The 12,635-nt window shown below is 70.0% G+C and carries 10 protein-coding genes; 7 read left to right on the top strand and 3 right to left on the bottom strand.

The window, feature by feature from the left end:
• Positions 1–7: 7 nt before the first annotated feature.
• On the bottom strand, positions 8–2,758 hold the full coding sequence (gene aceE / locus ACZ6NC_RS27755) for a pyruvate dehydrogenase (acetyl-transferring), homodimeric type (protein ID WP_465736486.1): 2,751 nt from the start codon (positions 2,756–2,758) through the stop codon (positions 8–10).
• Between the two features lie 516 nt (positions 2,759–3,274).
• Between aceE and ACZ6NC_RS27750 the strand changes: the two genes are divergently transcribed.
• The 5 genes from ACZ6NC_RS27750 (at position 3,275) to ACZ6NC_RS27730 (ending at position 7,142) form a co-directional block, all read left to right on the top strand.
• On the top strand, positions 3,275–3,709 hold the full coding sequence (locus tag ACZ6NC_RS27750) for a DUF3052 domain-containing protein (RefSeq protein WP_396319602.1): 435 nt from the start codon (positions 3,275–3,277) through the stop codon (positions 3,707–3,709).
• A gap of 240 nt (positions 3,710–3,949) precedes the next feature.
• The gene (locus ACZ6NC_RS27745; RefSeq protein ID WP_465736485.1) at positions 3,950–4,408 is read left to right on the top strand and encodes a peroxiredoxin; all 459 of its coding nucleotides are present in this window, start codon (positions 3,950–3,952) and stop codon (positions 4,406–4,408) included.
• A gap of 196 nt (positions 4,409–4,604) precedes the next feature.
• Positions 4,605–5,180: a TerD family protein gene (locus tag ACZ6NC_RS27740; RefSeq protein WP_465736484.1), complete on the top strand. Its 576-nt coding sequence runs from the start codon at positions 4,605–4,607 to the stop codon at positions 5,178–5,180.
• A 210-nt stretch (positions 5,181–5,390) separates the two neighbouring features.
• Entirely contained in the window at positions 5,391–5,966 is a 576-nt protein-coding gene (locus ACZ6NC_RS27735; RefSeq protein WP_465736483.1) for a TerD family protein, read from the top strand.
• Between the two features lie 69 nt (positions 5,967–6,035).
• Positions 6,036–7,142 carry a DUF475 domain-containing protein gene (locus ACZ6NC_RS27730; RefSeq protein ID WP_465736482.1) on the top strand — a complete coding sequence of 369 codons (1,107 nt, stop codon included), beginning with the start codon at positions 6,036–6,038 and terminating at the stop codon, positions 7,140–7,142.
• A gap of 109 nt (positions 7,143–7,251) precedes the next feature.
• On the opposite strand, the gene ACZ6NC_RS27725 is transcribed toward ACZ6NC_RS27730, so the two are convergent.
• On the bottom strand, positions 7,252–8,517 hold the full coding sequence (locus ACZ6NC_RS27725) for a DUF2637 domain-containing protein (protein WP_465736481.1): 1,266 nt from the start codon (positions 8,515–8,517) through the stop codon (positions 7,252–7,254).
• Between the two features lie 377 nt (positions 8,518–8,894).
• Here ACZ6NC_RS27725 and ACZ6NC_RS27720 point away from each other — a divergent pair, with 377 nt between their 5' ends.
• Entirely contained in the window at positions 8,895–9,635 is a 741-nt protein-coding gene (locus ACZ6NC_RS27720; RefSeq protein WP_465736480.1) for a Tellurium resistance, read from the top strand.
• A 99-nt stretch (positions 9,636–9,734) separates the two neighbouring features.
• On the opposite strand, the gene ACZ6NC_RS27715 is transcribed toward ACZ6NC_RS27720, so the two are convergent.
• Positions 9,735–10,868: a TerD family protein gene (locus ACZ6NC_RS27715; RefSeq protein ID WP_465736479.1), complete on the bottom strand. Its 1,134-nt coding sequence runs from the start codon at positions 10,866–10,868 to the stop codon at positions 9,735–9,737.
• A gap of 457 nt (positions 10,869–11,325) precedes the next feature.
• Here ACZ6NC_RS27715 and ACZ6NC_RS27710 point away from each other — a divergent pair, with 457 nt between their 5' ends.
• Positions 11,326–12,537: an HpcH/HpaI aldolase/citrate lyase family protein gene (locus tag ACZ6NC_RS27710; RefSeq protein ID WP_465736478.1), complete on the top strand. Its 1,212-nt coding sequence runs from the start codon at positions 11,326–11,328 to the stop codon at positions 12,535–12,537.
• Positions 12,538–12,635 lie beyond the last annotated feature (98 nt).

Raw genomic sequence — 12,635 nt, 5'->3', positions numbered from 1 at the left:
CGGCCGGTCAGGCGTCGCCGCCGGCGGCGCCCGGGTCGGCGGCCGCCACGTCGAGCAGCTGGTAGCGGTCGATCGCGTCCTTCAGGGCGCTGCGGTCGATCTTGCCCTGCTTGGCCAGCTCGGTGAGCACGCCCAGGACGACCGACTGCGGGTCGATGTGGAAGAAGCGACGGGCCGCGCCACGGGTGTCGGCGAAGCCGAAGCCGTCGGCGCCCAGCGACTGGTACGGGCCCGGCACCCAGCGCGAGATCTGGTCCGGCACCGCGCGCATCCAGTCGGACACGGCGACGAACGGGCCCTCGGCGCCCTGGAGCTTCTGCGTCACGTACGGGACGCGCTGCTGCTCCTCCGGGTGCAGGAGGTTGAACTCCTCGGCCTCCACCGCGTCGCGGCGCAGCTCGTTCCAGGAGGTCGCGGACCAGACGTCGGCCTTGACGTTCCACTCCTCGGCGAGGATGCGCTGGGCCTCCAGGGCCCACGGCACCGCCACACCGGAGGCGAGGATCTGGGCCGGGATCTGGCCGGCGGTGCCGGGCGCGTACCGGTGCAGACCCTTGAGGATGCCCTCGACGTCGACGTTCTCCGGCTCGGCCGGCATCTTGATCGGCTCGTTGTAGACGGTCATGTAGTAGAACACGTCCTCGCCGTGCGGGAACTCCGCCGACGAGCCGTACATCCGCCGCAGACCGTCCTGGACGATGTGCGCGATCTCGAAGCCGTACGCGGGGTCGTACGCGACGACACCCGGGTTGGTCGAGGCCAGCAGCTGGGAGTGGCCGTCGGCGTGCTGCAGGCCCTCACCGGTCAGGGTGGTGCGGCCGGCGGTGGCGCCGATCACGAAGCCGCGGGCCAGCTGGTCGGCCATCTGCCAGAACTGGTCGCCGGTGCGCTGGAACCCGAACATCGAGTAGAAGACGTAGACCGGGATCAGCGGCTCGCCGTGGGTCGCGTAGGACGAGCCCGCGGCGATCAGCGAGGCGGTGCAGCCGGCCTCGGAGATGCCGTCGTGCAGCATCTGCCCGGTCGGCGACTCCTTGTACGCGAGCAGCAGCTCGCGGTCGACCGACTCGTAGGTCTGGCCGAGCGGGTTGTAGATCTTCGCCGACGGGAACAGCGAGTCCATACCGAAGGTGCGGTACTCGTCCGGGGCGATCGGCACGAAGCGGTTGCCGATGCCCTTGTCGCGCATCAGGTCCTTGAGCACCCGGACGAACGCCATGGTGGTGGCGATGGTCTGGTTGCCGGAGCCCTTCTTGACCGCCTTGTAGGCGTCGTCGCCCGGGAGCTCCAGCTGCCGCGGCCGCACCTTGCGGGTCGGCACGTAGCCGCCCAGCTCCTTGCGGCGGTCGTGCATGTACTGGATCTCCTCCGAGTCACGGCCCGGGTGGTAGTAGGGCGGGTAGCCCTCCTCCAGCTGCTTGTCCGTGATCGGGATGTGCAGGCGGTCGCGGAAGCGCTTGAGGTCCTCGACCGTCAGCTTCTTCATCTGGTGGGTCGCGTTGCGGCCCTCGAAGTTGGGGCCGAGCGTCCAGCCCTTGACGGTCTGCGCGAGGATGACCGTCGGCTGGCCCTTGTGCTCGCGGGCGGCCTTGAACGCCGCGTACACCTTGGCGTGGTCGTGACCGCCGCGGCCCAGGTGCTGGATCTGCTGGTCGGTCATGTTCTCGACCATCTTGCGCAGCCGCAGGTCACCGCCGAAGAAGTTCTCGCGGATGTACGCGCCGGTCTCGGTGGCGTAGGTCTGGAACTGGCCGTCCACCGTGGTGTTCAGCTTGTTCACCAGGACGCCGTCGCGGTCCTGCGCGAGCAGCGGGTCCCAGCTGCGGTCCCAGACGAGCTTGATCACGTTCCAGCCGGCGCCGCGGAACTGCGACTCCAGCTCCTGGATGATCTTGCCGTTGCCGCGGACCGGGCCGTCCAGACGCTGCAGGTTGCAGTTGACCACGAAGGTCAGGTTGTCCAGGCTCTCGCGCGCGGCGAGCGACAGCTGGCCCAGCGACTCCGGCTCGTCCATCTCGCCGTCGCCGAGGAAGGCGTAGACGTGCGAGTCGGAGGTGTCCTTGATGCCCCGGTGCTCCAGGTAGCGGTTCATCCGGGCCTGGTAGATCGCGCCGAGCGGGCCGAGGCCCATCGAGACGGTCGGGAACTCCCAGAAGTCCGGCATCAGCCGCGGGTGCGGGTAGCTGGAGAGGCCGTACGGGGCCTTCGACTTCTCCTGGCGGAAGGCGTCGAGCTGCTGCTCGGTCAGTCGGTCCAGGAGGAACGCGCGGGCGTAGATGCCGGGGGAGGCGTGACCCTGGAAGAAGATCTGGTCGCCGGACTCGCCCTCGGCGTCCTTGCCACGGAAGAAGTAGTTGAAGCCGACGTCGTAGAGCGACGCGGAGGAGGCGAAGGTGGCGATGTGGCCGCCCACGCCGATGCCCGGGCGCTGGGCGCGCGAAACCATGACGGCCGCGTTCCAACGGGTGGCGTTGAGGACCTTGCGCTCGATCTCCTCGTTACCGGGGAAGAAGGGCTCGTCCTTGGTGGCGATGGTGTTGACGTAGTCCGTGCTGCGCATCTCGGGCACGGCGACACGCTTCTCGCGGGCGCGCTCGATCAGGCGGAGCATCAGGTAGCGGGCGCGCTCGCGCCCCCGCTCGTCGATGGCCGCGTCAAGCGACTCCAGCCATTCCGCGGTCTCCTCGGGATCGAAGTCCGGGACCTGACTCGGAAGGCCGCCAATGATGATCGGGTTGCGATCGGATCCGGAAGCCACGCTGTTCCTTCACTGTCGGTCGAAACTGAGGTGTGTCGCGCCGCCTCCATCGTGCTACCGCGCTCGGAGATCCGTCATCTCTACCGATCGGTAACCATTCCGCCTGGTGGGCGGTACGGTCTGGCGGCGTGCGGATCAGGCGCTGTTGCCTGCGCCGCGCACCACCGGGTGTTACGAAAAGAGGTGGTCCGACCTGGTTGCCCGACCGTCCGATGGCGGGCGGTCGGGGTGAGGGCCAACAGGAGACTCTACGCCCGCGCTCGCGCGGACCCGAATGCCGTTCGCATCTCGGGCACGCGTACGGCCTGTGGACCGGGACCACCCGAAGCATCCTTGCCTCACACAGAGAAGGGCAAATCGGTGTGATTCGCGACACCTCGACCGGCGTGTTCCCGTGCGACACGTCAACCTTTGGAGGGGATCGGGGGTCGGGTACTTGCGCGAACCGCCGCGCCCGTGTGGACTACGGCCACAGCCTCGGCATGGATGCCGGGCCGAATACTGGAGGTTATTCCCGTGAGCGCGACCGCGGACCCCGCGGACAAGTCCAACCCGGCGCACCGTCTCGGTTTCGAGAAGGACCAGATCATCCAGGAGCTGGGGTACGACGACGACACTGACCAGGAACTCCGCGAAGGCATCGAGGAGCTCACCGGGACGGATCTCGTCGACGAGGACTACGACGACGTCGCCGACGCCGTCCTGCTGTGGCACCGCGACGACGACGGGGATCTGACCGACGCCCTCGTCGACGCCCTGGAGTACCTGGCCGAGGGCGGCCTGATCTGGCTGCTCACGCCCAAGACCGGCCGCGACGGTCACATCGAGGCCTCGGATATCGCCGATGCGGCGCGGACCGCCGGCCTCTCTCAGACCAGCTCGATCGCGATCGCCAAGGACTGGGCCGCCACCCGCCTGGCGACCAAGGCGACCAAGGCGGGCAAGCGCTGAGCGCCCCGCGGAGCTGAGCCGCGAACCAGGACCGGGCCCCGCTGGAGGAAGCTCCAGCGGGGCCCGGTCGTATCCCCGTCGCGACTGGAGCCCCTGCCGGTGAGTGCGTTCGCCCAGGGCGAAAGTGACCGCCCCGGATGCCGGCGGCCTCACCCGTTCGGCCGAATCGGTGCAAACGGATGCGAGGATGTCGCTCGCCGCGCCCGCCGCGCGGCCCCGTCGCGTCAGAAAGGTCCCACCATGGCCATCGAGGTCGGCACCGAGGCTCCGGACTTCGAGCTGAAGAACCAGCACGGCGAGCTGGTCAAGCTCTCCGACTTCCGGGGCGAGAAGAACGTCGTCCTGGTCTTCTACCCGTTCTCCTTCACCGGCGTCTGCACCGGCGAGGTCTGCGCGATCCAGAAGGAGCTGCCGCGGCTGCAGAACGACGACGTCCAGGTGCTCGGCGTCTCCAACGACTCGCCGTTCACCCAGCGCGTCTTCGCCGACCAGGAGGGCCTGGACTACCCGCTCCTCTCCGACTTCTGGCCGCACGGCGAGGTCTCCCGCGCCTACGGCGTCTTCAACGAGGAGAAGGGCTGCGCGGTCCGCGGCACCTTCGTGATCGACAAGGCCGGCGTGGTCCGCTGGAGCGTCGTCAACGACCTGCCGGACGCCCGTGACGAGCAGGAGTACCTGAAGGTCCTCGGCTCGCTCTGAGCCTGCTCTCCGCCCCTGCGCGCCCGGTCCGGCCGAGAATTCGAACAGCCACGCCGGGCCCGTTCCCTGCCCAGGACGGGAACCCGGCACTACGATCGGTCCGTTGGCTGGTCAGAGGCCCGGGGGCAACCGCCGCCGACGCCTTGGACCGCACCACGGGGGCACCACGGCGTGCCTCCCGATTCTTGGAGGACAAGTGGGTGTCAGCCTGAGCAAGGGCGGCAATGTCTCGCTCACCAAGGAGGCCCCCGGCCTGACCGCCGTGGTCGTCGGCCTCGGCTGGGACGTCCGTACCACCACCGGCACGGACTTCGACCTGGACGCCAGCGCCCTGCTCTGCAACGACCAGGGCAAGGTCGGCACGGACGGCAACTTCGTCTTCTTCAACAACCTGAAGAGCCCCGACGGCTCGGTCGAGCACACCGGCGACAACCTGACCGGTGAGGGCGAGGGCGACGACGAGCAGATCAAGGTCAGCCTGGCCACCGTTCCGGCGGACGTGTCCAAGATCGTCTTCCCGGTGTCCATCTACGACGCCGAGAACCGGACGCAGAACTTCGGCCAGGTCCGCAACGCGTTCATCCGGGTGGTGAACCAGGCCGACAACAAGGAGCTGGCCCGGTACGACCTCTCCGAGGACGCCTCGACCGAGACCGCGATGGTCTTCGGCGAGCTCTACCGCAACGGTGCCGAGTGGAAGTTCCGCGCCATCGGCCAGGGCTACGCCTCCGGCCTGCGCGGAATCGCCCAGGACTTCGGCGTCAACGTCTGAGCCCGGGGCGGGCCCTGGCGGCCTGACGGAGCACCACCGGCCGGGGCGGCCGCCGATGCGAGACGTCGGCGCCCGCCCCGGCTTCGCGTTGCCCGGACGCACTGGAAGGATAGGAGTTCAGGAAGTTCAGCCGGCCGGAAGAGGCCGGGCGGGGCCACGGGGGAATAGACCTGAGATGCGCCCCGGGAGGCAAAGGGAGGAAGGACAGCCATGAGTGTCACGCTCGCCAAGGGTGGAAACGTCTCGCTCACCAAGGCCGCGCCGAATCTGACGCAGGTGCAGATCGGCCTCGGCTGGGATGCCCGCTCGACCACCGGGGCGCCGTTCGACCTCGATGCCAGCGCGCTGCTCTGCTCGGGAGGGCGGGTGCTCGGCGACGAGTACTTCATCTTCTACAACAACCTGAAGAGCCCCGAGGGCTCGGTCGAGCACCAGGGCGACAACCTCACCGGCGACGGCGAGGGCGACGACGAGGTCGTGCTGGTCAACCTGGACCTCGTCCCGCCGCAGGTGGACAAGGTGGTCTTCCCGGTGTCGATCTACGACGCCGAGTCGCGGCTCCAGAACTTCGGTCAGGTGCGCAACGCCTACATCCGCGTGGTCAACTCCGTGGACGGACAGGAGATCGCGCGCTACGACCTCTCCGAGGACGCGTCCAACGAGACCGCGATGATCTTCGGCGAGCTGTACCGCTACGCGGGGGAGTGGAAGTTCCGGGCAGTGGGCCAGGGGTACGCCTCGGGCCTGCGCGGTATTGCCCTCGATTTCGGCGTAAACGTACAGTAAAGGCGCGAAACTCGCCTGCTGCGCTTCGGCCGCAGGCGGCGCCATGAACTCGAAAGGTAACCAAGTCCCGTGTTCCTCCGCACATTCGGCTGGTCATTCGCGATCACCGTCATCGGGCTGATCGCAGCCGGCCTGCTCTGGGGAGCCGAGGGATTCGGCATTGTGCTGATCCTCTCCATCCTGGAGATCTCCCTGTCGTTCGACAACGCGGTGGTCAACGCCACGGTGTTGAAGCGGATGAACCCGTACTGGCAGAAGATCTTCCTCACCGTCGGTGTGCTGATCGCCGTCTTCGGTATGCGGCTGATCTTCCCGCTGCTGGTGGTCGGCCTCACCGCGCACCTCAACCCGGCGACGGTCATCGACCTCGCGCTCCACTCGGACAAGACGTACGAGGGGATGACGTACGCCCAGTACCTGGAGGCTGCCAACCCGGCCATCGCGGCCTTCGGTGGCGTCTTCCTGCTGATGATCTTCCTCGACTTCATCTTCGAGGAGAAGGACTACAACTGGCTGGCCTGGATCGAGCGTCCGCTGGAGAAGGTCGGCAAGCTGGAGGCCTTCTCCACGGTCGTCGCGCTGGTCACGCTGCTGCTGGCGTCCAACTTCTTCGCCGGTGAGCACGCCGAGACGGTCCTGCTCGCGGGTGTGCTCGGCCTGGTCACCTACCTCGTCGTGAACGGGCTCTCCTCGGTCTTCGAGGCGGGCCTGGAGGAAGAGGCCGAAGAGGAGGAGGCCGCCGAGAAGAGCGGCAAGTCCATCGTCCAGGTGGGCGGAAAGGCCGCGTTCTTCCTCTTCATGTACCTGGAGGTGCTGGACGCGTCCTTCTCCTTCGACGGCGTCGTCGGCGCGTTCGCGATTTCCAGCGACATCTTCCAGATCACCCTGGGCCTCGGCATCGGCGCGATGTACATCCGCTCGCTGACCGTCTTCCTGGTCCGCAAGGGCACTCTGGACGACTACGTCTACCTGGAGCACGGCGCGCACTACGCGATCGGCGCGCTCGCGGTGATCCTGATGGTCGGCATCGAGTACCACATCCCGGAGATGGTCACCGGCCTGATCGGTGTCGCCTTCATCGGCCTCGCCCTCGGCTCGTCGATCCTGCGCAACCGGCGCGAGTCCGCCGACGGCGACGGAGGCGAGGAGCGGGAGCTGGTGAGCACCGGCAAGTAGCAGCCCGCCCGCAGCGCCCCGGTGGCGCTCGGGCGGAAACGGAACGGCCGCCCCCTTCGCCGTGAAGGGGGCGGCCGTTCGGCGTGCTCGGGGGCTCTGCCCCGCGGTGCTAGCCCAACTGCTGCTCGATGGCGCGCAGCTTGCGCTCCAGCGAGTCCAGCTTGGGCATCGACAGGGTGTCGTCGTCGGCCGTCAGGTCGATGGCCGAGCTGCGGTATGACGAGGAGCTGCCGCTGCCGGTGCTGCGGTAGGACGGCTCGTCGGAGGAACCGTAGGAGGAGGTCGAGTCGTAGGACGAGGACGAGCCGTACGAGGAGGACGACCCGTAGGAAGAAGACGAGCCGTAGGAGGAGGACGAGCCGTACGCGGAGGAGTCGAGCGAGGAGGACGAGCCGGTCGACGAGGAGCCGACGGCGGCGCGCGGGCGGCGGCCGGCGTCCAGGGCGCTCATCGGGGTGTGCCCCAGTGCGGACGAAGTGCTCTCGGTGGTGGCGTCGGCGTCAGCGGCTAGGGCAGGCTCCGAAGCGCTCGGGCCGTCGCCGGCAGCCGTGAGCGCGGGCACCTGGCGGCCGCCGCGGGCCCGGGCGAGCATGCCGCCCTGACGCGAGATGGCCTTGAGCTCGGCACGCTCGCGACGGTCGGCGCTGCGGGCGCGGACCTTGGCGTCCATCTTCGCCTGGCGCTCCTCGCGCACCTCCTCGACCGCCTCGTCCAGGCTGCGGACGTTCTCCAGCAGCATCAGCGACCAGGCGGCGTAGGTCTCGCGGGGGGCGCGCAGCCAGCGGACGATGCGGATCTGCGGCAGCGGACGCGGGACGAGGCCCTGCTCGCGCAGCGCCGCCTTACGGGTCTGCTTCAGCGCCCGGTCGAACAGGATCGCGGCCGAGATCGACATACCGGAGAAGAACTGCGGCGCACCGTCGTGCGACACGCCACGCGGGGCGTGCACCCAGTTGAACCACGCCGAGGCGATCGCGAAGACCCAGACCAGCAGGCGCGAACCGAGCGCCGCGTCACCGTGGCTGGCCTCGCGCACGGCAAGCACCGAGCAGAACATCGCCGCGCCGTCCAGACCGAACGGGACGAGGTACTCCCAGCCGTTGGACAGGCCCAGGTTCTCCTTGCCGAAGCCCACCAGGCCGTGGAACGACAGCGCGGCCGCGACGCCGGCGCAGCAGAACAGCAGGACGTAGGAGGAGATCCCGTAGATCATCTCCTTGCGCCGGCGGCGCTCCTCGCTGCGCTCCCAGGAGTCGCCCGACTCCTCGGTCCTGCCGGTGTTCTTGAAGCGCAGCGTCGCCACCAGGATGGCGGTGAACAGCAGGGCTGCGCCGCCGATGACGGTCCAGACCAGCTGTATGGAGGTCAGGTTCATTGCGGGTCGGGCCTCGGGTTTCCGCAGGGGACAGGTCACAGTGGACACAGGCGGTCAGGTTCCGTCCCCGGGACCGGGCCTGACGGTGCGTCGTTGCTGCCGGCGCGTCCGCCACAACCCGGGCAAGGGGCGGGCGGGACACCTGTGCGGCTAGACGATATCGCGTCCGAAGGGGCGGCATGTTACGGGAGGCGGGCTTCCCCCCGCCAACCGACCCGCCGTTGCCGGCCGTCCGTGGTGCCGGCCGGTGTTCGGGGTATGGGGCTGGGTAGGGAGTCCGGCGGGTGGGAGGTCCGGCTTTCCGGCGGGCGGGCTGATGCCCGATCATGGAGCGGTGGACCGTCAGATCGACTGGCGGGACCAGGGGGAGGACTGGAATGGCCTCGATTTGGGAGTACCTGCGCGGGGAGCGGAACACCCTCGACCCGGGCGGGCAGCACAAGGTCACGCTCACCAAGTCGACCCCGCAGCACGCGATCACCGGGGCCGCGGCCACCACCGGCTACCTCTACGTCAACCTGCACTGGACCACCCGGATAGGAGCTCCGCGACCGTCCGGCCGGGACACCCTCAAGCGCTGGCTCAGCCCGCGCATCCTCAGCCCGATGGAGCCGGACTCCCACCAGGCCGCGCAGCTCAACGTCGACCTCGACCTGGCCTGCCTGTACGAACTCTCCGACGGCAGCCGGGGCGTGGTCCAGCCGCTCGGCGGTTACTTCGGCGACCTTCAGCGCGCGCCCTACGTCAAGCTCAGCGGGGACGACCAGTACGGGGCGCCGTCCGGCGAGACGATGTACGTCAACCTGGAGAAGAAGGACCAGTTCAAGCGGCTGCTCATCTTCGTCTACATCTACGACGGCACGCCCGCGTTCGAGCAGGCCAACGCGGTGGTGACGATCGTGCCGCAGACCGGCCCGAGGATCGAGATCAAGCTGGAGGAGCGGGCGGCGGCGGCGCGCTCCTGCGCGGTGGTGCTGATCGAGAACACCGGGGACAACACGCTGACCGTCCGGCGCGAGGTGCGGTACGTCAACGGGTTCCAGGCGGACATCGACCGGCTGTACGGCTTCGGGATGCAGTGGCAGCGGGGGTACAAGAACGCTTCGGCGCCGGAGTAGGCGGGGCGGCGGGAGCAGGCCGGGGCAGACGGGAGCGGGCGGGGCCGGCTGGGGGTTGTGTCGGCCCGGCCCGGGGTGGTGGCCCCGGGCCGGGCCGGCTCAGCGCGGCTGGAACTGCGGGCCCTGCGGCGGCAGCGCGAACTCCTCGGCGGTGGCCGGGGGCTGCTGGGGCTGCGCCTGCTGGGGCTGAGGGCCGGTGTTCGGCGGGGGGTAGCCGTAGCCGCCGGCCTGCTGGGGCTGCTGCTGCGGGTAGCCGTAGCCGGGGGGCGGCTGGTTGGGTGCGGGCTGGTTCGGGGCCTGGTGGTTCGGGGCCTGGTGGGGCTGTGGGTAGGGCTGCTGCTGCGGGTAGCCGTACGCGGGCCGTGGCGCCTGCGGCGGGTAGCCGTAGCCGCCCTGCTGGTGCGGCGCGGGCTGCTGCGGGCCCGGCTGGGGGTAGCCGTACGCCGGCTGCGGGCTCGGAGGGGCCTGCGGGGCGGTCGGCGGCATGGTGGGCGGGGCCGTCGGCGGCGGGGGAGTGTTGGCGGGCACGGCCGGGGCCGTCGTCGGCGGCTGGGGGACTGCCGGGGCCAGGGTGAACGTGCCGGGTTCGGCCCGCACGGCCGGGCGAGGGTCCGGTACGGCGGTGCGCGGGTCCACCGCGGGGGCGGCCGCGGCGACCGAGTCCGAGAACCCGGAGTTGCCGGCGTCGTCCTCGACGGTGATGCCGAAGTCGGTCGCCAGGCCGATCAGCCCGGAGGCGTACCCCTGGCCGACGGCCCGGAACTTCCAGGACCCGGCCCGCCGGTAGAGCTCGCCCGCGACCAGCGCGGTGACCTCGTCGGCCTCCGGGATCGAGAACTCGGCGAGCGCGGGTGCGCCGTCCCCGCCGGCGGCGTCGAAGAGCAGCACCCGCAGCCCGGTCACCGAGCGGAACGAACCGCCCTCGGAGGAGCCGGCCAGCACCACCCGGTCCACCTCGGGCGGCAGCTTGCCGAGCTCGGCCTCGATCGTGTCGGCGATCTCGGCGCCGGCGGCGGTCTGCTGCTTGGGCAGGTGGCGCACCAGCCCCGAGGGGTGGCGCGGCTGGTTGTAGAAGACGAAGTCGGCATCCGAACGGACCCTGCCGTCGGCGCCGAGCAGTAGTGCGGAAGCGTCCACGTCCGGCGCACCGGGCGTGGCGCTCCAGCGCAGCACGGCGCGGACCGCCGCCACCGGCAGTGCGATGTTGGCGCCCTTGGCCATCACGTGCGTCATAGCCGACCATCCTGCCTGTTCGCCACCCCTTCGGACAACGTGACCGAAGGTGGCGAAACGGTGGGACTTTGCCAACGCTTGCGCTTTGTGAAGCGGAGGGTAACCTTCCGAGAATTCGATGTTTCCGAGCTGCATTCGGCCGGAAGTCGTCCGTACGATAGGCGGCCAGAGGGCCCCGGGGGGTTCGGCAGGGGGTAATCAGACGCGCGGGGCCGGGAACCACAGCGCCCGGCGGGCCGGTTAACCACGGTGAGGCCCCGCACTCCGGGACGGGGTCCGACCGCCCCGCTCCGACCTCGGCACCCCGTATCCACGCCTGATCCGCCGCCCGCCCCGCGCCTGACCGCCCCGGGCGTACCCGAGCACCGCACCGCGTACCCGCCCGAGCAGCCTGCCGTACACCCCGAGCCCTTCGCACCCGCCCCAACGGGCGGCCGCAACCCCTGAGGAGAGCACCTTGCGCCATTTCGGCCACCTCGCCGACGACGTACGCGGCCGGCTCTTCCTCGAACAGCCCCGGGCCTTCTCCCCGGAGAGCGAAGCGGCCGTGCTCGCCACCGCACTCGGCGCGACCCTGTACAGCCCGGCCACCAGGCCCACGCTGGGTGCGGACATCCGCAAGCAGGCGGCCCGGGGCGTGGTCTCGATGGTGCTCTGCCTGGAGGACTCGATCGCCGACCACGAGGTGACCGCCGCCGAGGCCAACCTGGTCGCGCAGCTCGGCGAGCTGTCCGGCGGGGCCTCGGCGGCCCCCGAGGCTGCTCAGATCTCCACCGATTGCACACAGGATCTGCCCCTTCTCTTCATCAGAGTGCGCGCGGCCTCCCAGATCACCGACCTCGCCGACCGGCTCGGCCCGGCGGTCGGACTGCTCACCGGTTTCGTGCTGCCGAAGTTCACCGACGAGAACGGCGGCGCGTACCTGGAGGCGCTCTCCGCCGCCGAGGCCGCCACCGGCCGGCGGCTGTTCGCCATGCCCGTCCTGGAGTCCCCCGAGCTGGCCCACCTGGAGACCCGGCGCGAGCAGCTCTTCGGCATCGCCCGGCTGCTCGACAAGTACCGCGAGCGCGTCCTCGCCGTCCGCCTCGGCGTCACCGACCTCTGCTCCGCGTACGGCCTGCGCCGCTCGCCCGACCTCACCGCGTACGACGTCGCCCTTGTCGCGGCGGTGATCGGGGACGTGGTCAACGTGCTCGGCCGGGCCGACGGCACCGGGTTCACCGTGACCGGGCCGGTCTGGGAGTACTTCCCCGTCCAGGAGCGGATGTTCAAGCCGCAGCTGCGCCGCACCCCGTTCGCCGAGGCCGAGCCCTCCGGGGAGGCGGTCCGGCAGCGGATCATCGAGCACGACCTCGACGGCCTGATCCGCGAGTTCGAGCTCGACCGGGCCAACGGCCTGCTCGGCAAGACCTGCATCCACCCCAGCCACGTCCCCGCCGTGCACGCCCTCTCCGTGGTCACCCACGAGGAGTACTCCGACGCCCGGGACATCCTCGACCAGGAGCGCGGCGGTGGCGGCGTGCTGCGCTCGGCGTACACCAACAAGATGAACGAGGCCAAGCCGCACCGGGCCTGGGCGGAGCGGGTGCTGCTGCGCGCCGAGGTGTTCGGGGTGGCCCGGGAGGACGTCAGCTTCGCGGAGCTGCTCTCGGCCTGCCTCTGCGGCTGAGGCCCGGGCCGGCCGACCGGCGCGCGCGGAACGACGCGCGCCGACCTGTACGACTTCGCAACGACCCGCACGACCCGGTACCGCCCCGCATGACTCGA

It is taken from the genome of Kitasatospora sp. NPDC041988, assembly GCF_055588525.1.
Note: the sequence above shows the minus strand (reverse complement) of the source record. Positions and strands in the feature narration are given on the sequence as shown.

Excerpts from the sequence above, each read along its gene's own strand:
- ACZ6NC_RS27735 (WP_465736483.1), top strand. The coding sequence starts at position 5,391 with ATGAGTGTCACGCTCGCCAAGGGTGGAAACGTCTCGCTCACCAAGGCC.
- ACZ6NC_RS27715 (WP_465736479.1), bottom strand. The coding sequence starts at position 10,868 with ATGACGCACGTGATGGCCAAGGGCGCCAACATCGCACTGCCGGTGGCG.
- ACZ6NC_RS27720 (WP_465736480.1), top strand. The coding sequence starts at position 8,895 with ATGGCCTCGATTTGGGAGTACCTGCGCGGGGAGCGGAACACCCTCGAC.
- ACZ6NC_RS27725 (WP_465736481.1), bottom strand. The coding sequence starts at position 8,517 with ATGAACCTGACCTCCATACAGCTGGTCTGGACCGTCATCGGCGGCGCA.
- ACZ6NC_RS27745 (WP_465736485.1), top strand. The coding sequence starts at position 3,950 with ATGGCCATCGAGGTCGGCACCGAGGCTCCGGACTTCGAGCTGAAGAAC.